The sequence below is a fragment of the Salinivibrio kushneri genome, assembly GCF_005280275.1.
GTDB lineage: Bacteria > Pseudomonadota > Gammaproteobacteria > Enterobacterales > Vibrionaceae > Salinivibrio > Salinivibrio kushneri.
The window spans coordinates 66370-87085 of record NZ_CP040021.1 but is presented as its reverse complement, the minus strand read 5'-3'; the positions used below and the strand labels follow the sequence as shown (position 1 = coordinate 87085).

Sequence of the window (20716 nt, the reverse complement as noted above, 5' to 3'; positions counted from 1 at the left end):
GGTTATTCCTCCCGGCTAAAGAGCGCCTCGATAAAGTCGTTGGCGTTAAAGGTGCGTAAATCTTCAATGCCTTCACCGACACCAATATAGCGAATCGGAATATTAAATTGTTCTGCCACGGCAAAAATCACTCCGCCTTTGGCAGTACCGTCTAATTTTGTCAGCGTAATCCCCGTTATCGGTGCAATCTCATTGAACAACTTGGCTTGGCTGATGGCGTTTTGCCCGGTGCCAGCATCCAGTGTCAGCATTACCTCGTGTGGCGCCCCCACATCCAGCTTTTGCATCACACGCACAATCTTACGCAGCTCTTCCATCAAATTGGCTTTGTTCTGCAAGCGCCCTGCCGTATCCGCAATCACCACATCGACATTGCGCGCTTTGGCCGCTTCAATCGCGTCATACAGCACGGAGGCACTGTCTGCGCCCGTGTGTTGCGCGACCACAGGCACCTGGTTGCGCTCACCCCAGGCTTGCAGCTGTTCCACCGCCGCCGCACGGAAGGTGTCACCGGCAGCCAGCATCACAGACTTGCCTTGGTCTTGGAATTGGCGCGCCAATTTACCAATGGTGGTGGTTTTCCCCACGCCATTGACCCCGACCATTAAGATCACATACGGCTTTTGATCGGTCAGCACCAGCGGTTGCTCGACCTTTTCCAGCATCTGCGCCATTTCTTGTTTGAGGATGCCATATAAGGCTTCGCCATCTTTTAAATCGCGGCGACTGGCTTTATCGGTCAGGTTATCGATGATTTTGGTGGTCGCTTCCATCCCCACATCAGAGATAAGCAGCTGCTCCTCGAGCTCTTCGAACAGCTCATCATCGATTTTCTTACCGCTAAACAGGCCAAAAAACCCCGACCCTAAGTTGGTTTTGGTTTTTTGCAGGCCACGTTTTAAGCGGGCAAAGAAGCCCTCGCGTTGCGGTTTTTCTCGCTCGCGAACCGCAGCCGGTTGTGCTTCTGGCTCTGGCTCTGGCTCTGGCTCTGGCTCTGGCTCTGGCTCTGGCTCTGGCTCTGGCTCTGGCTCTGGCTCTGGCTCTGGCTCTGGCTCTGGCTCTGGCTCTGGCTCTGGCTCGGCTCTGGCTCTGGCTCTGGCTCTGGCTCTGGCTCTGGCTCTGGCTCTGGCTCTGGCTCTGGCTCTGGCTCTGGCTCTGGCTCTGGCTCTGGCTCTGGCTCTGGCTCTGGCTCTGGCTCTGGCTCTGGCTCTGGCTCTGGCTCTGGCTCTGGCACGGTATTGGCTTCGCTTTCGCTATCAGATGCAAGGGTTTCTTGCGATTGTTGCGGGCTCGCCTCATCAATCGGTGTTTCTACCGATGTGGTTGACTCTGCCGTCTCTTCCGCCCCGTCTGACGCAGTCGTTGGCGACGCTTGTTCTGGTTCAGGCTGTGTCTGGTCTTTTTTCCGACCCAAACCCAACCATGACATAAATCCACGTTTCTTTTTTTCTGCCATTGGCAAATCCTAAAGCATGCTTGATACAATCAGCGACTCAATACCGAATCGACATAGTCTATCACCTTCTTTACGGTCAAAAAATCTATGGTTAAACGCGCCAACCGCAAATCTTCATCGGCTCACGCCTCTCGGGGAGCTGGGTCTGTTCGTATTATTGCTGGCCGCTGGCGTGGCCGTAAGCTTGTGGTGCAAGATGCGCAAGGGTTACGCCCGACGACCGACCGGGTAAAAGAAACCGTGTTTAATTGGCTGGCACCCTATTTACCGGGGGCACGCTGTCTGGATGTGTTTGCGGGCAGTGGCGGATTGGGCTTTGAGTCCCTCTCTCGCGGCGCCGCTTGGACGCAGTTTTGCGAAAAAAACCCCGCGGCAGCCAAGCAACTGCGAGATAACCTCGCGCAGCTTGGCGCAGAGAATGCGCAAGTAGACAGCACCGATGCCCTAGCGCTTCTCGCGACCCCGCCGCAAAACGGCCCATTCGATGTGGTCTTCGTCGATCCCCCGTTTCATCAAGGGTTGCTTAACGACACCTTGGCTGCGCTAGAAAACAGCGGATGGCTCGCACCTCGGGCATGTATTTACGTTGAAGCGGAAAGTGAGCTGGATGACTATCACGTCCCAGGAAGCTGGCACTGCCACCGTGAAAAGCGTGCTGGACAAGTCAACTTCCGTCTCTATTTCAACGACAAGGCATAAGAGAAACGCAATGAAAGGATTAATTTTACTCGCCAAAGCCGCCATCGCCTTTGTGTGGCTCGTATTGATTGCCAACATTGTCCATCCGTTTCCGGGTGTGGCCGCCATGGCACTTTATATTATGACGGGTTTTTTGCTGGTCATGCACGGGCTACAAATGCTGATTTTTTTGGGGGCGTTTGGCGACAAAATCGCGATGACGCGCTGGGAAAAGTGGTCAATCCTGATTTTTGGGATTTTTGCGCTGCTCGATATTCGCCGCAAGCATATGATGTAGCCCTCACTCACGACTATGCTGGCATTGCCAGCATAGTTCAAAACTGCCGGCGTTCTCTTCCCCACAGTGCTCGCATACCCAGTGCGTCTCGCTTTGCGCTTCATACGCCTGCAGTAGTTGCCTTGCTTGAGCGACGTTTTCTGGGGCAACCCATAAGGTCACACCTTGCACATCGGCGGGTAACTCGCCCACTGCTGCACTTAACGCTTCGCCTTTCAATACACAATCAATGTGGTGGCTGGCTAACAGGCCTTTTAGGCTATGGGCCTCCAGTGTATTCATCGCTTGATAGACTTTTTCCATCCTCACCCTCCTTGAGCGATCACCACCGAGGCACTGATCAGTGCTTGCGCGAAAAAGTAACTCGACATCACCATCGCTTGTGCAGGGCGAAATTCACCTTTAAAGCGGACAAACGCCAGCACCGTATCTGACACCATAAAACAGATAGCGCCAGCCAGTGCGAGCGCCGCCGCGGGCGAGTGGGTGTTCAGCCAATATTCACCCGCCGCCCATACCATCTGGGTGATCACGGCAATATACACGGCCACAGGCAGCGCGAGCTGGCCTAAGTTTGGGAGCAGTAAAAGAAAGACGATAATGCCCAGTCCCGATAGCATCGCGGGCAACCACCACACCATATGGCCATCAAACTGTGCCCAAAACGCGAAGATATAGACAAGATGGGCGAGCAAAAAGCTGGTTAATCCCTGCACAAATCTGTCTTTAGGGAGCATTAAAAAGACATCACCCACCACGGAAAACAACAACGCGACGAACACCCATTGCGCATAATGAGAGGCGCTAATGTGAGTGCCCACTATCGTCATTAGCATCACAATAGTCAGTGGTTTAAACAGATAAAACTGCCAACGCGGGCCCCGGTAGGCTGCGGAGATATGCAGCAGTCCAGAACAACAGACAGCGAACCAGCTCCACATGAGTATCATTCCTTTAAAGACAAGGACGCCAAGTCTAGGCAGGCTGGCGGAGATGTCCAGCGTCCCTTGATGAGAACAAGATCCAGTTTAAAAAAATCGTAACGTTAACCGTGAGGTGACAACCGATCATTATGGTTAGCTAACCACTCCATTGCGGCCACACTTGCGCGTAAAAACCAATTGCCCCCGCGGTAAACAGCAGGATAAGCCCCGCGGCAAGCCGCCAAATCAATCGGTTGCTTCGCGGCACTAATTCTGACTCACAATATTTGCTCACCGATATAAATTCACGTATATCGTCCACTTCGTAACCCTCTTCATGAACGACCTTATTACGAATCGTCGCCACAAAGCGCAACTTCTTGATCACCTCATGCGGCAGCCGTTTTTGGCTACTGTCGATAAGCTGATGAAGCCCCTTCCCTTCGGCGTGATAGTGCTCACGCAGCAAGCTTTCTAGGCGCTTACTGTGCTTAATTACCACTGCGACGTCATCCATGGTCTCTCTCCTTACCGGCTCCCACCTTATAAGTATGGTGGTTTTTATACCATTTAGGGGCTTCAGGCTTCATGATTGCGATCTGATCCTGTCATCCTATATTCAATCAGTTATGACCGCCCTTGTCGTCAAAAGTGTCATCATTTATGGCACCAACCACGCGGTGGCGCGATAACGCTGGAGTACAGCAGTGGTCAACGCCGCCCCCGCAAAGGCATACAGCGTCAGTAAGGGGATCCAAACCAGTGCGGGCGATAAGGTGGGCCAATAAGCACGCACGGGCCAGAGAAACACCGGGTGAATCAGGTAGATCCCGAGACTATAACGACTTAAGGTCGCCAACCACGATGGGGTTGCTTTCCCCGCTCGCCATTGCCTCACCGCCAGAAACAGGGCAGCACTGATCAGTACCGTATTAACCGTGGTATACGACAGCCACCCCTCGGTAATATATTGTTGATGCGTAACACTGGTGGTCAACACGTGATACTCGGTCATCCCCAACGCCAACAGGCCCAGCCCCCACCACAGTGACAACGCACGTGGCGCTTGGTGCAGCCAATAGCCGAGCCATAAGTAACCGCCGTACAGGATAAAATCATTCCGCCACCAGCCATGCGCGCCGGTTAAATACCAAGCGGTGACGCCTATCCACGCCATGCCAACCAACGCCACTGACCATGCCGGTAAGCGTGGCACTAACGGACGCAGCAAGGGCACCCAAAGTAGCAGCGGAATGTAATAGTAAAAAAAACCGAGGTGATAATAGGTTTCATGATCAGGCGCCGCCTCGAGTGTTTGAACGACGGTCTGCCACGAAAAACCATCCGGCGTCAGTCCAGACAGGCACGCAAAAGCCAACGACCACACCAAAAAGGGCACCACCACCTTAACCACGCGACGGCGGATAAAATGGCGCAAACTGAAAGGGCGCGTCGACGAGAGCAACAGTAAGCCCGAGATCATGATAAAAATCGGCACTGCCCAGCGACTCGCACTGTTTAGCCCCACCGCGACGGCCCAATCACTCAGCGCGATATCACCGATTTGAAACCGATACGGGCCGAGTACATGAATCGCCACCACGAAAAAAGCGGCGAGGACACGCAATATGTCGAGGTAATCAATATGTGTCTGTGTTTTAGTCTGTTGCATTTGTTAACACTTTTAACCCGTTACCGATTCGAGCACCCATCCATCATACGCCAACTTCCCGTCAAATGATGTCCGTTAAAGTCATTATCCAGTCAAATATGTTATTTTTTAAGTTAATTAGCAGCACACAGATCGCGTTTTAACCTAAATAACTAGCTTTTAATCTTGCTATTTAAGTTAAAAAACAATTAACATTCGGCCTCCTTTTCCCATAGACGGGAAATGCAGTACAACCAAGGAGACCAATCCCATGCACTCAAGTACCACTGAGCAACAAGGTGGGCCGCACAAGCGCACACTGTTTACGCGCTTTCTCGATACCGTCGAGTGGCTCGGTAACCTGCTCCCTCATCCAGTGACTTTATTCGCGATTTTCTGTGTCGCTATCCTGCTCGCCTCGGGTATTGCTGGCTACTTTGATGTGTCTGTCGCCGACCCCCGCCCAGAAGGTGCCAAAGGGCGCGCGGCCGATGGCATGATTTATGTGCAAAGCCTGCTCAACGCCGAAGGCTTGCAAATGATCGTCACCAATTTGGTGAAAAACTTTACCGGCTTTGCCCCACTCGGCACCGTGCTGGTCGCCATGCTCGGTGTGTCAGTCGCAGAGCACTCCGGGCTGCTTTCCGCTTCGATGCGCGGTCTGGTGATGGGCGCGTCGCGTCGCACCGTGACCTTTACCATCGTGTTCGCCGGTATTATCTCGAATACGGCTTCAGAGCTTGGTTATGTGGTGTTAATCCCGCTTGCGGCGATGATTTTCCACTCATTAGGCCGCCATCCATTAGCCGGGCTTGCCGCCGCGTTTGCGGGTGTATCCGGCGGCTATTCAGCCAATTTATTGTTGGGAACTGTCGACCCTTTGCTCTCAGGGATCACCGAGTCAGCCGCGCAGATGATTGACCCGGATTACAGCGTTGGGCCTGAAATGAACTGGTACTTTATGTTCATTTCTACCTTCTTCATTGCCATTGTGGGCGCGTGGATCACCGATAAGATTGTCGAGCCTAAGCTCGGTCAGTATGACCACAGCCAAGCCTCTGAAGATGTCGCCGCCGCCTCCGCGAGCAAGCTGAATGATGACGAGAAACGCGGCTTGCGCAATGCCGGGATTGCGGTGCTGATTGTCAGCGGTATTTTAGCGCTTACCATCGTCCCTGAGTGGGGGCCACTGCGTCACCCCGAGACTAATGAAGTGGCAGGCTCGCCGTTTTTGAAAGGCATTGTGGCCTTTATCATGGTGTTCTTTGCCGTCCCCGGTATTGTATTTGGCCGTACCGTCGGCACCATCAATAACGATCGCGATGTGATTGATTCGATGTCTAAGTCGATGAGCGCCATGGGCATGTATATCGTGCTGGTGTTCTTCGCCGCGCAATTTGTGGCCTTCTTTAAATGGACTAATTTTGGCCAAGTGATTGCCGTCGGCGGTGCTGACTTCCTGCAAACCATCGGTTTAACAGGGCCAGCGTTGTTCTTTGCCTTCATCTTGATGTGTGGCCTGATTAACCTCTCGGTCGGCTCAGCATCCGCGCAGTGGGCCATCACTGCCCCGATCTTTGTGCCGATGTTAATGCTGGTCGGGTATGCCCCAGAGACGATTCAATCGGCCTACCGGATTGGCGATTCAGTGACCAACATCATTACCCCGATGATGAGTTACTTCGGGCTGATTCTGGCGGTGGCGTGTCGCTATGTGAAAAACCTTGGCATAGGCACCTTGATTGCCACCATGTTGCCTTATTCGATGATCTTTATGGTGGGATGGAGCATCCTATTCTACGTATGGGTGTTCGTGCTCGGTCTACCCGTTGGCCCTGGCGCAGAAACCTACTACAACTTCAACCAGTAACTTATCGTTATTCGGTGTTAAGGCAAGCGCTCGCGCTTGCCTTTTCTTTTTGGCGCGGCGCTTTTCCCACAAGTGTCATTTTCATCCATCCCTCAAGACGGTTATAGTAAACCTATCTCAGTGATGGTAAACCAAGATGACAGATCTCGCCGACAGTCAGGATCAGCCGGCTTTTGATGCGCACTCTCTCGCCCGTGAAGCAGTGCTGAGCGATGCATTTAAACACCAGATAACACCTTTTTGGCAACAGCGTGAACAAGGCTACTTCCACGGTGAGGGCGGGTTGCGTTTGCACTGGTGCAGCTTTACCCATCCGCAGAACACGCGGGCAGTCGTGGTGGTCAATGGCCGCATAGAAAGCGTGATGAAGTATCAAGAGATCTTTTATGACCTCTTTCAGATGGGCTATGACGTCTACAGCTTTGATCACCGCGGCCAAGGGTTGTCCGAGCGGCTCGTGATCAAACCGCGCGATCTGGGTCATGTCGAACGCTTTGACGACTATATCACTGATCTAGCGACTTTTATGCAATTTATTGCCGCGCATCGGCAATACGACCAAACATTTATGCTCGCCCATTCCATGGGCGGAGCCATCGCCACACTCTATGCGCACCAATTTCCCCATGCGATAGACGGGCTTGCGATGACCGCACCGATGTTTGGCGTGCAAGTGAATCCTTGGCTTGGGCGTATCGCGCCTTGGCTATGCCGCTCGTTAGCGCGCTATCAGCATCCACCTCGCTTTGGGCCCGGCCAAGTGGGTTATCGCCATGTGCCGTTTGAGCAAAACCGCTTAACCCATTCTCGAGCACGCTACGCCTGGTTTCGTCAGCTCTACATCAATCAGCCTCAGTTGCAAATCGGCGGGCCAAGTGCGCGCTGGATTGCCGAGGGCATGGGAGCGGCCCAGCACTGTCTAGCCATCGCCCCCCAATTGGCGACCCCGATACTTATTTGCCAAGCCGGCGGCGAACAGATTGTGTCTAATCCCGCCATGGCCGAGTTCCACTTTTTACGCCGGCAAGCCAATCAGCCGAGTCAATGGCAGTTTTTCCAAGGTGCGCGGCACGAAATCTTGTTTGAAACCGATACACATCGCCAAGCAGCATTCACGGCCATCGATGATTTTTTTCAAACTCAGTGCCAACGTTAAAAGCGGAAATCGAACAGTGAGAAGGTTCCCTTTTTCGCCGTCGTCAGTTGCAGTAGACTCAAACATACTGTGATTGTGATCGCCTAACTAATGAGGACATGATGTACAAACTCGTCGCTTCTGATCTCGATGGTACCCTGCTCACCCCAGAGCACAGTATCGCACCCTATACCAAACAGGTGTTGGAACAACTGCATCAGCAAGGCATCCACTTTGTATTTGCCACCGGGCGTCATCATGTTGACGTGGCTAGCATTCGTGAGACCGTCGGCATTCCTGCATACATGATCACCTCCAATGGCGCACGCGTGCATGACAGCGATGACAATTTGGTATTCCAACACAATGTTGACCCTGAGATTGTTGCCAACCTCATCAATGAGGTGAAACAAGATCCGACCGTCACTATTCATCTGTATCGCGATAATGACTGGCTGCTGAGCAAAATGGATGAAGAGCTCGCCCGCTATCATAAAGACTCTGGCTTTAACGCCCAGGAGTTTGATGTCGACAACCCACCGGTCGATAACATCGCGAAGATTTTCTTTATTCGCCACGATCACGACCACTTACTCAAATACGAACACCAGTTTTTGTCCCAGTATGGCGAGAGCATCAGCGTGGCATTTTCGACGCCATTCTGCTTGGAAGTCATGGGGAATGGCGTGTCCAAAGGCGCGGCGTTAGAGGAAGTGGCACGTCGTCATCAGCTCAACTTGGCCGACTGTATTGCCTTTGGTGATGGCATGAACGATGTGGAAATGTTGCGCGCCGCTGGGCAAGGCTTGGTGATGGCCACCGCCCAAGCACGTGTCAAATCCACCCTCTCAGATAAAGCCATTATTGGTAGTCACGCTGATGAAGCGGTAGCGCGCTATTTGAAAGCGCACCTATTAGACTCCCTTTTATAAGCGACCTGGCTCACACCATGAGCCAACAGGCGTCTGATAGCGATGCACTATTCCCCCGCCATCGCCAAGATTGCCTGCCATTGCGCTGTGGTAACCGGCATCACACTCAGCCGGTTACCTTTTTTCACCAACGGCATCTCAACCAGTGCCGGGTTTTGCTTCATTTCAGCCAACTTAATCAGTGGCAGATGACGCTGATATGCCACATCCACCATAAACCAACGCGGTATTTCAGGCGTGGCTTTCGGATCAAAGTAGCCGCTTTGTGGCTCAAACTGAGTATGATCGGGGTAACACGCGCGCACGACGGTGGCGATCCCCACCACACCGACGTGTTTGCACGAGGAGTGATAAATCAACACTTCATCGCCAACGCTTACCTCATCACGCAACATATTGCGTGCCTGGTAATTGCGCACGCCTTCCCAACATGAAACCTTTTGCTGCTTTAGTGTGTCTATCGAAAAGGTATCTGGCTCTGTTTTAAATAACCAATAACTCATGCTAGCTTGCTCTTAACCGGATGATGGCGGCAATCTTGCCCTGCCCGTAATCCAGGCGCAAGCCTCTCTTTTCGCTCAGTACAAGGAGTTTTTCGTGCCATCTTTTCGCCCTCTTATTATCGCGTCGGTCAGTATGCTGACCCTCGCAGCTTGCAGCAGCAGTCCTTCGGGCCCCGTAGAGCTTGGGCATCGTAGCGATAAAGTTGACACGGGTCTGGTTCATACGCCGCAGCCTTTTATGCAAACCGGCCAAATCTCTGTCAGTCCCGAAACAGCTAGCTTCACGCCGTGCGGCAGTCAAAAGCAATATTGGCTGGATTTAACCGCCGATCAACGCGCAACCTTATCCCAGCAGGCCGGGCCGGTATACAGTGAATTTGAGGGCTACTTTACGCCGGTGTCACGCCGCGGATACAGTGCTGATTACCCCGCCGCGGTGACCATGACACGCTTAAATATGCTCACCAGCGAACTAGAGGGATGCGCGCAACCGCGTAATACCTTGTTGGCGGAAGGACAGACCCCGACCACCTGGTCGGCGGCCGTCGGTCAAGGACACCTCGCTTGGGAAAGCGAGCAAGACTCACAAGAGCGCCCGCTCAGCGGACAAAGCATGAGCCAAGAGCAAGCACAATTCCGAGCCCAACAAGCCGCTTTAACGCTTAGCGCGCAAGGCTGCCAACAAAGCGCTAACACCCTCTATGGCTGGCAAGCACGTTTAAAAACAACGAAAGGCACTTACCAAGGGTGTGCGATCTTGCCGTCAGTGGATACCAGTCAGCATTGGGCGGGCGAATACCAAGGTACCAGCCAGTCGCCCGGCCAACCGACACTGACCACACAACTGACCTTGCTGCCCGATCATAGCGCCATCACCAGCTACCACCCACAAGGGGAAGCGGTGACCAAAGAAACCGGGATTTGGCAGCCGATCGGGGACAATCAAGTGCAAGTGCTCACTACTCGCAGTGGTGAGCAAATGGTGGTGTCTGAGCGCATATATACACGTAACGGGTTTACCCTCACCGCCTCCGAGGAAACCTTTAATGGCAATACCTACTCATTAGGTCATGACGGCTTAACGCTGAGGCTCAAAGTCGGGGATGCCGTGAACGTATCAAACCAAACCGGCATTAAAGGCAGCGCCGAGAAAAACCCGCGCGTTGAGCAAGCACTCAAAGACTACCTCAGCGATAACGGCCAAACCGGCCCACTCACCTATCGCTGGCTCACCCACGATCTCAATCAAGACGGGCAGCCTGAGCTGTTGGTCTTGACCGAAAGCTGTGGCAGTGGCGGCTGCACCTTATTGGTGTTTAAAGGCGACGCGCAAGGCTGGCAGTTTAATAGCCGCATGACACTGGTGCATGTGCCGCTTTTATTAGCACGCAACCAAAGCCAGGGTTGGCATGATCTCATCGTGCCGGTTGGTGGCGGTGGTGCGCCTGCTGGCCACCATGTGATGCGATTTGATGGGCAGCGTTACCCACTTAACCCCAGCACTGCCCCTCGCGCGCCCAAACCGGATGGCTCAGACACCGCCTTATTTGCCGATGGCATCTATGCCACCCAGCAAGGGGCGGTATTGGGAGAAGAATAACGCAGACGCGCGCCCGTGGCACGCGGGCTCGCATTCCTTGTCGGACTTGCGCACAATAGCAACCTAACACCTTGAGGAGAGTCTGATGGCCCGTTCGCCCTGCCGCCAATGCGGTTTTACCTATCACTGTATCTGTCACTGCTATTGGCCGCTGGAAAGCCAATTGCAATGCGTGCTGGTGATGCACGAAGACGAAGCGGCGCGCCAATCCAACACCGGCAAACTGGTTAAAGCAGCGCTGCCCCACACTCAGATAGAGATATGGCAACGCAAGCGACCACCGCAAGCCTTGCTCGACAGCTGGGCGCGCGCTGATGTATCACCTTGGTTGTTGTTTCCCAGTGATGATGCTATCCCGGCAGATAGGCTATTTGCTGACGCGGTTCGGTCTGTCTCTTGCGCGGATAGGTCAGTTTCTTGCACGCAGACGTTAGCCGCCACCAATGCACCTCGCGCGCCGTTACAGTTTGTGGTGCTGGATGCCACTTGGCAGCAGGCGCGAAAAATGCTCAATAAGAGTCCGTGGCTCCATCGTCTGCCACGGGTCAGTTTGCCGTCGACAGCCGACTCGCAATATACGCTCAGGCGCAACCAGCCTCCTGGACACCTGTGTACCAGTGAAGCGGTGAGTGCATTGCTGCGAAGCCAAGGTGACGTAAACGCCGCCACGCAGTTGGACCATTTTCTTGCCCACTTTATCGAGAGCTACGAGGCCGATCGCCACCATCACACCACACCGCTCCCCGCCCCCAAGATGCGGACGTCAAACGCGTGAACAAAAAACGCCGAGCACAGCGCGCTGCCATGCTCGGCGTTTAAGTCGTTTATGGGCTACAACTTAAAGCGGCTGATCTCTTGCTCGAGGCTATGAGAAAGCTCGGATAACGTCGCGGCTTGACGCGCGGCTTCATCCGCTTCGGTCGATAGCTCATTGGACACATCGCGAATGCCCTCTGAGTTACGGGTGATCTCCGCGGTGACGCTCGATTGCTCTTCCGCTGCCGAAGCAATTTGGGTGGCCATATCGCTAATTTGGCTCACCGCCGCGACAATCTGGCTCAAGCTTTCGTTCGCCGCACTGGCATCGTCCACACTGGCATGCGCACGTTGCTGGCTATCTTGCATCATAGTCACCGCGCGACCGGTTGCCTGCTGCAAGGTATCAATCATCTGCTGAATTTCGGTGGTTGAAGCATGGGTACGCTGGCTCAATATCCGTACCTCATCAGCCACTACCGCAAAACCACGGCCATGCTCACCGGCGCGTGCTGCTTCAATCGCGGCATTCAACGCCAGCAGGTTAGTTTGTTCGGCCACTTCTTGAATGGTCGACAAGATGCTAGTGATGCTGTGCGCATGCTGATCCAGCTCACCAATCACCCCGGTCGCCGCTTCCACTTCACGGGCAAGCTCGGTGATCGAGTGCTTACTTTGCTCCACTTGCTGGCCGCCATCGTTGGCGACGCTTTCGGTCTCTTGGGCGGTGCGCGCGGTGTTATCGGCATTGCCGGCAATATCTTGGGTCGCCGAGGCCATTTCATGGATAGCGGTCGCCACCATATTGATTTCATCTTGCTGATGACCAATCCGAGTGGAGCGCTCTTCGGCTTGTGCCGCGGTCAGCTCGGCTTGTTGTTTGAGCGAGCCAGACAACTGGCGCAAATGCGACACCATGGTGTGCATGTTGCCGACAAAGCGGTTGAAGTTGTTGGCGAGCTTACCAATTTCATCATTGCTGTGTGGCTCAAGGCGCTGGGTTAAGTCCCCTTCACCGGAGGCAATTTCTTCTAGCGCAGCGGACACATTGAGCAAGTCACGGAACAAAACGTGCATCAACCAAGTCACGGCACCGGCCACCAACAAGGTGATCACCACCGCGGTCAGCATCAGGTCGAACAAGGTATCACGCTGGCTGGCGTATTCAGTGCGCTTATCCAGTTCAATCGCCAGCACCCAATCGGTGTTAGGAACCGAGGCAAAATAAAACAGTTTATCAACCCCATCGACAGGCAATTCCACCAGCGATTGCTGTGCCAACGCCTGACGCACGCGGTTTTCATTCAGCTCAGGAGACAGGCTCCGATACGGCTTTAGCAAGCGCGCTTTGTCTTTGTGGGCGAGAAAAGTACCATCGGCGCCTAACAACATCGCGTTCGCATTTTTGCCCACTTTCAATTGGGTCACATCGCGGATCAACTGGTCAATCAACACATCTGCGCCCACAACACCCATCAATTCGCCATTGCGACGTACTGGCTCGGCCAAGGTCACCAGCATCGCACCGGTAATCGCATCACTGTAAGCGGTGGTAATCATCGGGCTACCTGCACTCACGGCTTGCTTGTACCACGGGCGGAGGCGAGGGTCATAATCATCGCGGTTGCGCTCTGGGCGCGAGCGATACATGGCGCCTTTTGGGGTACCAAAGTAGATATCGTCAAACCCACCGGCCTCGCGCGCTTGCTGTAAATAGCTCACACGATGGCTACTGCTGGTGTAATCGGTAAAGGCACTGGTGATATCAGCACGGATTTGCACCCAACCGCTGATCGATTCGGTCGCCGCATCGGCGATACCACTGACGCGGCTATAGATGCTCGACTGGGTTTGGGCTTGAATTTGGCTTACAGCAAGCCAGGTGAGAAAGGCGGCCATCAGCAATACAGCAGATAAGCATGCCCCAATTAATTTTTGTTTTAGTGATAACTGCATGGGAACGGCTCTCAAAGCAACGACAGGTTAATTCCAAACTCCCCGGATAACCGAGGTAGCAATAGTGAACAGCCGTCACCCCGTCCCTAGGGTACCGCGAGCCCATCCAGCGCATCGCGGGTTCACAGCGCCGAATAATTTTTATCCGACATGGCAAGCGCGCGCTAATGTAACAGCGCGCAAGAAAGATTGCTATTTTTTAGACAAAAAACAGTCAACTAGAGAACATTTAGAATCAAGATCACATAAACCAATCATCGCTTATGATATGCCGTTTATTGCAAACAACACAAAAGCAAGCATCTGAGTATTGGGTACTCCTCGCAAGACCGACAGAAACGCGGCCTATTGGCGGACCTCAATAATAACTCGGCTATCTGCATATGAATCAATCAGCGCACCTATCTTTTTCGTGTTCTCTGAGTCGAGAAACGCATCCCATTCATCCAGAATCAAGTGACCCGAGCTATTTTCCAGTAACCACTGAATACTCTTGGCGGAGTACATACCATCAGACAGTATTGCTGAATCATCCCAAGGCCACAGTAAGCGCTTAGACGGGTTGAAGTAGAGATAATCATTCTTGGCGCAGAGGTGCCTTAAGAAAGAAGTTTTCCCAGATCCGTTTTCTCCAACAACGCGAAAACGGCCCTCCTGCGCTTGAGCAAGGTTCACGGTATCAACGCTCTCGTTATCTTTAAGGATCGCGATATTCCATTGTGGCTGGTAAAGCGGCTTATTTTTCGAAAAACACGTCATCACCGACAACTGGCCTTTGATAGACGGAAAAGAGATTAACAAGCTAACAATATCCGACGCAGAATTTAAAAGATGATAAATGCGTGTGAGGTTAACAATCGACGCCACCTTTACCTCCATCGGGACACTGCTAGACGTAAAAATGAACAGTAATACACAGGAAGTTGGCGCAAGCGCGAGCAAGGAAGAGACCAACAATGCATTATACCTAAACACAGCCTCTTTGATTCTCAGCCCTAAGTATTTCGCTTTCCCTTCCTCGAACCGGGTTTGATAAGCCAATGCATTCACCGACGAACCAAAATGTACATTGTCATGGATAGTCGATAACGTTGACGTCAGTGATGAACCCGCTTTGTGGGTGGTGACGGCGTTATTTTCCAGATGCGAGGAAATGATTTTATTGAACCCCAAGATAAGCAGCACACTGATCATAACGCTGACAAAAAAACGCCAATCAATAAAAGCGGTGATCATTAGCAGACTCAGGAAGAAGTTGAGCCCAGACGACATCCCCCAAAAGGCATAGCCAATAAAGTCAGAAATCGCACTCTTTCCCTGAGAAACGTACACGCCCAGCGTATGGTCGACTGTGCGACTGTCAGTGCAAGATTGATAGCGTTTAGTCGCGGATTGCCAAAATCGACTCAGTGATTCACACAACCACTTTTCTTTATACACATCAGAAAAGTAGCCGATTATATGGGGAAGAATCATCGCGACAATGTAGAGGAATACCCAGAGCTTCAATGCTTCATAATGTTGATTAATTTCAAGAATATAGCCTGAAACCATCACAGAGGCGAAAATAGAAAAAGCAATCGATGACTGGTGAAGCAGCACAAATAGAAACGTATAGAGCGTGTTTTTATTCGATATACCCCGGCATATCTCTCTCACGCTTAGAAAAGAAATCACTCAACCACTCCTTGGCTCTACTTAAGGAAAAACGGGGAGTCTTCATCCTTTATCCACCCCGCAGCAGATTCTCTACGTGATTAGCGATTAAGCAATAAATTCAGTAAGATAATGTGGATCCAAGCATGTTTTTTTACACATGCTGCCCGGCTACCCAGCCGGAGCTCCAAGCCCATTGGAAGTTATAGCCGCCGAGCCAGCCGGTAACATCAAGCACTTCACCGATAAAATACAGGCCGGGGATATCTCGCGCTTCAAGCGTTTTCGAGGAAATAGAGTGGGTATCTACCCCGCCAAGTGTCACTTCTGCGGTGCGGTAACCTTCAGTGCCGTTTGGCGCAATAGACCACTGGTGAAAGTAGTGATGAAGCTGATCGAGCTGCTTGTCATCGAGCTGCTTGAGCGGTTTATCCGGCAAGCTATCGCGCGCAATCAAGACCTCGACCAAGCGTTTGGGGAATAGGCGAGACAGTGCGGTTTTTAAGGTTTGGTTGGGGTGCTTATCACGCATCGCCACCAGCACGTCTTTTAGCGACTCACTAGGGAGTAAATCGATGGTGACCGCTTCACCCGGCTGCCAAAACGAGGAGGTTTGCAAGACCGCCGGCCCCGATAAGCCGCGATGGGTAAAGAGTAGATTCTCGGAAAAGCAAACGCCAGACTCGGTGGTGATCGAACACGGCACCGACACTCCAGAAATATCGGCAAAACGGGTTTTGTCTTCTTGGTGCAAGGTATACGGCACCAAGGCGGCGCGAGTGGGTAGCACCGTTAAGCCAAATTGTTCGGCAAGCTGGTAACCAAAGGGCGTGGCACCGAGCTTGGGCATGGAAAGACCGCCCGTGGCGACCACCAACGACTGGCAGCGCACCGGCTCGCCATTGAGTTTAAGGCGAAAGCCAGCTTCTTCTTGCTCGATATCATGCACTTCACAGCGATAGCGTTGACTGATGGTGGCTTGGTCGCATTCGGCCAACAGCAGGTTGACGATATCTTTGGCGCTGTCATCACAAAACAACTGGCCATGGTCTCGCTCGTGATAGGCCACGCCATGGGTGGCCACCAGACCAATAAAGTCCCATTGGCTGTATTGCGCCAATGCGGATTTGACGAAGTGCGGGTTTTCACACAGGAAGTTATTCGCGGTGACATCATAGTTAGTGAAATTGCAGCGTCCGCCGCCTGAGATCAGGATCTTGCGGCCCGGCTTTTTGGCATGGTCCACCACCAAAACACGGCGACCACGTTGGCCAGCTTGTGCCGCACACATCAATCCGGCGGCACCGGCGCCAATCACAATTACATCATACTCAGTCACACGCTTACCTGTTTATTCTCTGCTCACCCTGTGGGAGCGGCATTGTAGCAGCCCGCACGTGAGCGGCAAGCGCGATTTAACGCGCCTGCGCTTCAGGCGGTGGCACCATGGCATCGGCACCCTGCGCCATCAGGCTTGAATCCATATGCAGCGTACGGGTTGGAAGAGCAATATCCGCACCGTGCTGATGAATAATACCAATCACTTGCAGCAATACATCTTGCTTCACGCGGTGATAGCGTTGCCAGTTCACCGTTTTGGTGAAGGTGTAAATAAAGAAATCGAGCGAGTGTGGGCCAAAGCTGTTGAAGTTTACAATCAAGGTTTGTCGCGTTTCGATGTCTGGGTGAGCCTCAAGCATGGCATACACATCATCAATCACCGCGCTCATTTTATCGGCGTCTTGGTAACGTAGCCCGATAGTTTCATAGATGCGGCGGTTAAGCATCCGCGAGGGGTTTTCCACCACCACGTTGCTAAATACCGAGTTGGGCACGTATAAAGGACGCAAGTCAAAGGTGCGTAACACCGTCATGCGGATACCAATTTTTTCTACCGTGCCTTCGATATTGCGATCCGGCGAGCGTACCCAGTCGCCGACTTTAAACGGGCGATCAAAGTAAATCATCACCCCACCGAAAAAGTTTGACAGTAAATCTTTGGCGGCAAAACCAACAATTAACCCCCCGACGCCCCCGACGGTCAGTAGGCCTGAGACACTGACCCCCAAACTTTTGAGCAAGGACAACGCCCCGGCGCACACAAAAAGCGCACGCAGCACGTTCCCCAAGGTGTTGATAGTGGTGTGATCGCGTTTGCTGGCTTCAATCATCACCTGCTCGCCACTATTCACCAGGCGTAACAGCACCCAGATAATGACCCAGATCACTACCAAGTCTTGCACCAAGGTGAGCCAACTCAGTGAGACATTGCCTAAGGTGTTGTCGATAACGATTTCGAGCGAGTGCGAGGCAGGCCATAACCAAATCAACACACTTAAAGGCGTATCTATCGCCGGCCAAAGGATGTCGTCCCAGCGGGTAATGGTCTTTTCCGCCAAGGCTTTCAGCCGCCCTACCAGCACGTGCCAAACCGTCCAGGCAATAGCACTGATGCCCGTTAGAGTGACAACATCAGAGATCCATTCCCACGCCGCTGCTTCATGAAGCGACTGCCACCATTGGAGTAGGCTTTGCATGATTTCCTCAATTACGCTGTGATCCAAGTAGTTGAATCAGATTAACAAAAAAAATGCTGACCGAGGTCAGCATTTTGTCGAAATTATTGGCGTCCGCTTACCAGCCCGCAAAAGCGACAAGAAAAAAGGTCGCGAGCAAGGCACCAGACAACGCAGCGTTAAGGATGAACAAGTGGCGTACTTTGTTGCATTTTCCCACGAATACTTCATCGTGATGATGCAGATACTCCTGACTACGAATGTACTGGTACAAGCGTTTTTGCCGAGAGATATCGCCTTGGGGTGAGAGTGAAAAAAAGTTGTTATCGCCACGACAGATTTGCTGATAAAGCAGCGGATTGGCGTCGCGTAACATCACAACCAGCGCACGCAATGAAGATAGGTAGCGCGCGAAATTGACTAGCATGACAGTAAATACCGCCATGATCAGGATATCACCGTTCATAGACCTCTCCCTCCGCTACGCCGGATAGCGCTCAGAGGGAGAGGTAAGTCGATTACTGCCCTGCTGAGCCGTCCATCACTGACGTAGACTCTTCAACTGCCATCGATGCCAAGTCTTTGTCGATAAAGAACAGCGCCTTGCCATCTTCGCCGACTAACTCGATCTTATCGAGTATGCCTTTAAACAGCTTCTCTTCTTCATGCTGCTCCGCTACATACCACTGCAAGAAGTTAAAAGTCGAATAATCTTGTGTGGTAAACGCAACGTGCGCCAAGCTGTTAATCTTTTCCGTAATCAAGCGCTCGTGCTGATAGGTTTCACGAAACACTTCGCCCAGTGATGCAAATTCGTGACGCGGTGCATCAATCGAACCCAAAATAGGCATCGCCCCTGTCTCACTGACGTAAGTAAACAGGCGCTGCATATGCTGCATCTCTTCTTGTGCGTGCTTATGCAGGAATCGCGCGGCTCCTTCGAAGCCTTGATCCTCACACCAAGCGCTCATTTGTAAGTATAGATTTGATGAGAAAAACTCCAAATTGATCTGCTCATTGAGCCTGTCAACCATGGCAGGTGCTAGCATATAAAACATCCTCTTTATTTGGGGTTAGCTGCCATTCTGACCAGCAGCACGTTGGTTTTCAAGCGGATCACGCCGACTAACGGCATCGATACCGAGTCTTGTATCGAATTTATGACTCGTGTCATCGTCGAATTGTTGATCGGAATGCGATCACAGTGACTGTTTTTTATACGCAAGCTCGCTAAACTGCGATGACAGCCTCATAGAAAAAGGATAACCCTATGTCATATAAGCATATTTTGGTTGCTGTCGATTTGTCAGATGACAGTGAACGCCTGCTCAAGAAAGCCGATGTCTTAGCCTGTGCCCTCGACGCTCAGCTCTCTTTGGTACACATCGACGTCAATTACGCCGAGCTTTACACCGGGCTCATCGACATCAACTTGGTCGAATCGCGTAATCGTGTGATTGAAGAGGCGCAGCAAAAGCTGAATCAACTGGCCAGTGATGCGCAAAGCTCGGTGACACATACCTTGGTCAGCAGTGGCGATCTTGCCGAAGAAATCACGGAGTCGATTCAAAACATGGGCATTGATCTGGTCGTGGTCGGCCACCACCAAGACTTTTGGAGCTCGCTGCTGTCCTCCACCAAGCAATTACTCAATAAAACACCGGTCGATTTGTTGATGGTGCCTATCCGCGACTAGCTGCACCGCCTCTCTTACTTGTGAAGGCCCTGTGAAGGCGGTGATGCCGCCTTCTTGCTGTCATCATTGCTTTCTCTCTTATCCCCACCAAGACGAACCGATTGCGTCCCCGCGATGAAACGGTACACTGCCTTTTTATTTACGATATCGAAGGAACCGAAGTCATGGGGTATCTTAGCGGCGTCACACTGCTGTGGGCCTTTTCATTTAGCCTGATTGGCGTGTATCTCGCCGGCCAAGTGGACAGTTATTTTTCTGTGTTGATGCGTATTGTATTGGCTGGATTGGTGTTTTTGCCCTTTTTACGCCCTCGCCAAGTAAAACCAGCGTTTGCCGCCAAGCTGATGCTGGTCGGCGCCTTTCAACTCGGCATTATGTACTGCTTTTTCTATCAGTCCTTTTTATTTTTGTCGGTGCCAGAGGTGCTGCTGTTTACCGTCTTTACCCCGCTTTACGTCACCTTGATTTACGATGCCTTAAAACGCCAGTTTAGCGCTTGGTATCTGCTCACCGCCGCGATGGCGGTGCTCGGTGCCGTGGTGATCCGCTATGCCACCGTCAATCCTGACTTTTTAATCGGCTTTTTGGTGGTACAAGGGGCGAACCTTTGCTTTGCGATTGGCCAAGTCGGTTACAAGTACCTGCTTGAGAAAGAGCAAACTCAGCTGCCTCAACATGCAGTATTCGGCTGGTTCTATCTTGGCGCTTTAGTGGTGGGCATGCTGGCTTTCGCCTTGCTCGGCAACAGCAACAAGCTGCCCACAACACCCACCCAGTGGGGCGTATTAATTTATCTAGGCACCATCGCCTCAGGGCTGGGCTATTTCTTTTGGAATAAAGGTGCGACGCTGGTCAATGCGGGGGCGCTCGCGGTGATGAACAACGCTTTAATTCCAGCCGGGATTGTGGTCAATGTATTGATCTGGAACCGCGATGCGGATCTGCTGCCCTTACTCAGTGGCGGGGTACTGATTTTAGCCGCGCTGTGGTTTAACCAAACCTGGGTCAAGCGCCGCGTCGAGACCCAGCGGTAGGCCGCCCCGCGGAATGCCGCCCAGCGATAGCACGCTCCACGGTAGGCCGTCCCACG

Annotated in this window: 20 protein-coding genes and 1 pseudogene; 9 read left to right on the top strand and 12 right to left on the bottom strand. The window is 52.4% G+C overall.

From position 1 onward, the window contains the following. Positions 1-2 precede the first annotated feature (2 nt). A pseudogene (gene ftsY / locus FCN78_RS00410) lies at positions 3-1052 on the bottom strand (signal recognition particle-docking protein FtsY); the annotation flags it as partial. Between the two features lie 491 nt (positions 1053-1543). On the opposite strand from ftsY, the gene rsmD reads away from it, so the two are divergent. Both rsmD and FCN78_RS00400 read left to right on the top strand, forming a co-directional pair. After that, a complete protein-coding gene (rsmD, locus tag FCN78_RS00405) occupies positions 1544-2155 on the top strand; it encodes a 16S rRNA (guanine(966)-N(2))-methyltransferase RsmD (RefSeq protein WP_077659769.1) in 612 nt (203 codons plus the stop codon). Between the two features lie 10 nt (positions 2156-2165). Further along, entirely contained in the window at positions 2166-2432 is a 267-nt protein-coding gene (locus FCN78_RS00400) for a DUF1145 domain-containing protein (RefSeq protein ID WP_077659768.1), read from the top strand. 3 nt (positions 2433-2435) lie between these two features. Here the strand turns inward: FCN78_RS00400 and FCN78_RS00395 are convergent, their stop codons facing one another. The 4 genes from FCN78_RS00395 to FCN78_RS00380 form a co-directional block, all read right to left on the bottom strand. Next, positions 2436-2735, bottom strand: coding sequence for a putative signal transducing protein (locus FCN78_RS00395; protein ID WP_069361779.1), 300 nt, complete (start codon positions 2733-2735; stop codon positions 2436-2438). Between the two features lie 2 nt (positions 2736-2737). Continuing rightward, entirely contained in the window at positions 2738-3373 is a 636-nt protein-coding gene (locus tag FCN78_RS00390; RefSeq protein WP_077659767.1) for a lysoplasmalogenase, read from the bottom strand. A 139-nt stretch (positions 3374-3512) separates the two neighbouring features. Then, a complete protein-coding gene (locus FCN78_RS00385) occupies positions 3513-3872 on the bottom strand; it encodes a DUF4145 domain-containing protein (RefSeq protein ID WP_069361781.1) in 360 nt (119 codons plus the stop codon). A 144-nt stretch (positions 3873-4016) separates the two neighbouring features. Then, positions 4017-5027 (bottom strand): acyltransferase, encoded by a 1011-nt coding sequence (locus tag FCN78_RS00380; RefSeq protein WP_077659766.1) that lies wholly within the window; start codon positions 5025-5027, stop codon positions 4017-4019. 250 nt (positions 5028-5277) lie between these two features. Here FCN78_RS00380 and FCN78_RS00375 point away from each other — a divergent pair, with 250 nt between their 5' ends. The 3 genes from FCN78_RS00375 to FCN78_RS00365 all read left to right on the top strand — a co-directional run bounded on the left by FCN78_RS00375 (position 5278) and on the right by FCN78_RS00365 (position 8943). Then, positions 5278-6876, top strand: coding sequence for an AbgT family transporter (locus FCN78_RS00375; protein WP_069361783.1), 1599 nt, complete (start codon positions 5278-5280; stop codon positions 6874-6876). Positions 6877-7012: 136 nt separating this feature from the next. Continuing rightward, positions 7013-8032, top strand: a complete 1020-nt coding sequence (locus FCN78_RS00370; RefSeq protein WP_077659765.1) for an alpha/beta fold hydrolase — start codon at positions 7013-7015, stop codon at positions 8030-8032. Positions 8033-8133: 101 nt separating this feature from the next. Further along, positions 8134-8943: a Cof-type HAD-IIB family hydrolase gene (locus FCN78_RS00365; protein ID WP_069361785.1), complete on the top strand. Its 810-nt coding sequence runs from the start codon at positions 8134-8136 to the stop codon at positions 8941-8943. Between the two features lie 47 nt (positions 8944-8990). Here FCN78_RS00365 and FCN78_RS00360 read toward each other — a convergent pair whose 3' ends face one another. Further along, entirely contained in the window at positions 8991-9446 is a 456-nt protein-coding gene (locus FCN78_RS00360; protein ID WP_077659764.1) for an EVE domain-containing protein, read from the bottom strand. A gap of 94 nt (positions 9447-9540) precedes the next feature. Here FCN78_RS00360 and FCN78_RS00355 point away from each other — a divergent pair, with 94 nt between their 5' ends. Further along, positions 9541-11046, top strand: coding sequence for a hypothetical protein (locus FCN78_RS00355; RefSeq protein WP_077659763.1), 1506 nt, complete (start codon positions 9541-9543; stop codon positions 11044-11046). Between the two features lie 85 nt (positions 11047-11131). Then, a complete protein-coding gene (locus tag FCN78_RS00350; protein WP_077659762.1) occupies positions 11132-11821 on the top strand; it encodes a tRNA-uridine aminocarboxypropyltransferase in 690 nt (229 codons plus the stop codon). Positions 11822-11877: 56 nt separating this feature from the next. Here the strand turns inward: FCN78_RS00350 and FCN78_RS00345 are convergent, their stop codons facing one another. The 6 genes from FCN78_RS00345 to ftnA form a co-directional block, all read right to left on the bottom strand. After that, positions 11878-13758, bottom strand: a complete 1881-nt coding sequence (locus FCN78_RS00345; protein ID WP_077659761.1) for a methyl-accepting chemotaxis protein — start codon at positions 13756-13758, stop codon at positions 11878-11880. Between the two features lie 345 nt (positions 13759-14103). Then, the gene (locus tag FCN78_RS00340) at positions 14104-15435 is read right to left on the bottom strand and encodes an ATP-binding protein (protein ID WP_077659760.1); all 1332 of its coding nucleotides are present in this window, start codon (positions 15433-15435) and stop codon (positions 14104-14106) included. Between the two features lie 133 nt (positions 15436-15568). Then, positions 15569-16753: a BaiN/RdsA family NAD(P)/FAD-dependent oxidoreductase gene (locus FCN78_RS00335; RefSeq protein WP_077652858.1), complete on the bottom strand. Its 1185-nt coding sequence runs from the start codon at positions 16751-16753 to the stop codon at positions 15569-15571. Between the two features lie 76 nt (positions 16754-16829). Next, positions 16830-17951, bottom strand: a complete 1122-nt coding sequence (locus FCN78_RS00330) for a mechanosensitive ion channel family protein (RefSeq protein ID WP_077652857.1) — start codon at positions 17949-17951, stop codon at positions 16830-16832. Between the two features lie 97 nt (positions 17952-18048). Further along, a complete protein-coding gene (locus tag FCN78_RS00325) occupies positions 18049-18396 on the bottom strand; it encodes a universal stress protein UspB (RefSeq protein WP_069361791.1) in 348 nt (115 codons plus the stop codon). 52 nt (positions 18397-18448) lie between these two features. Beyond that, positions 18449-18979, bottom strand: coding sequence for a non-heme ferritin (gene ftnA, locus FCN78_RS00320; RefSeq protein WP_046074610.1), 531 nt, complete (start codon positions 18977-18979; stop codon positions 18449-18451). Positions 18980-19200: 221 nt separating this feature from the next. Between ftnA and FCN78_RS00315 the strand changes: the two genes are divergently transcribed. Both FCN78_RS00315 and FCN78_RS00310 read left to right on the top strand, forming a co-directional pair. Beyond that, a complete protein-coding gene (locus tag FCN78_RS00315; RefSeq protein ID WP_069361792.1) occupies positions 19201-19626 on the top strand; it encodes a universal stress protein in 426 nt (141 codons plus the stop codon). A gap of 164 nt (positions 19627-19790) precedes the next feature. Then, positions 19791-20660 (top strand): carboxylate/amino acid/amine transporter, encoded by an 870-nt coding sequence (locus FCN78_RS00310; RefSeq protein WP_077650046.1) that lies wholly within the window; start codon positions 19791-19793, stop codon positions 20658-20660. Positions 20661-20716 lie beyond the last annotated feature (56 nt).

Coding starts and splice junctions, on each gene's coding strand:
- rsmD (WP_077659769.1), top strand. CDS start 1,544: ATGGTTAAACGCGCCAACCGCAAATCTTCATCGGCTCACGCCTCTCGG.
- FCN78_RS00400 (WP_077659768.1), top strand. CDS start 2,166: ATGAAAGGATTAATTTTACTCGCCAAAGCCGCCATCGCCTTTGTGTGG.
- FCN78_RS00395 (WP_069361779.1), bottom strand. CDS start 2,735: ATGGAAAAAGTCTATCAAGCGATGAATACACTGGAGGCCCATAGCCTA.
- FCN78_RS00390 (WP_077659767.1), bottom strand. CDS start 3,373: ATGTGGAGCTGGTTCGCTGTCTGTTGTTCTGGACTGCTGCATATCTCC.
- FCN78_RS00385 (WP_069361781.1), bottom strand. CDS start 3,872: ATGGATGACGTCGCAGTGGTAATTAAGCACAGTAAGCGCCTAGAAAGC.
- FCN78_RS00380 (WP_077659766.1), bottom strand. CDS start 5,027: ATGCAACAGACTAAAACACAGACACATATTGATTACCTCGACATATTG.
- FCN78_RS00375 (WP_069361783.1), top strand. CDS start 5,278: ATGCACTCAAGTACCACTGAGCAACAAGGTGGGCCGCACAAGCGCACA.
- FCN78_RS00370 (WP_077659765.1), top strand. CDS start 7,013: ATGACAGATCTCGCCGACAGTCAGGATCAGCCGGCTTTTGATGCGCAC.
- FCN78_RS00365 (WP_069361785.1), top strand. CDS start 8,134: ATGTACAAACTCGTCGCTTCTGATCTCGATGGTACCCTGCTCACCCCA.
- FCN78_RS00360 (WP_077659764.1), bottom strand. CDS start 9,446: ATGAGTTATTGGTTATTTAAAACAGAGCCAGATACCTTTTCGATAGAC.
- FCN78_RS00350 (WP_077659762.1), top strand. CDS start 11,132: ATGGCCCGTTCGCCCTGCCGCCAATGCGGTTTTACCTATCACTGTATC.
- FCN78_RS00345 (WP_077659761.1), bottom strand. CDS start 13,758: ATGCAGTTATCACTAAAACAAAAATTAATTGGGGCATGCTTATCTGCT.
- FCN78_RS00330 (WP_077652857.1), bottom strand. CDS start 17,951: ATGCAAAGCCTACTCCAATGGTGGCAGTCGCTTCATGAAGCAGCGGCG.
- FCN78_RS00325 (WP_069361791.1), bottom strand. CDS start 18,396: ATGAACGGTGATATCCTGATCATGGCGGTATTTACTGTCATGCTAGTC.
- ftnA (WP_046074610.1), bottom strand. CDS start 18,979: ATGCTAGCACCTGCCATGGTTGACAGGCTCAATGAGCAGATCAATTTG.
- FCN78_RS00315 (WP_069361792.1), top strand. CDS start 19,201: ATGTCATATAAGCATATTTTGGTTGCTGTCGATTTGTCAGATGACAGT.
- FCN78_RS00310 (WP_077650046.1), top strand. CDS start 19,791: ATGGGGTATCTTAGCGGCGTCACACTGCTGTGGGCCTTTTCATTTAGC.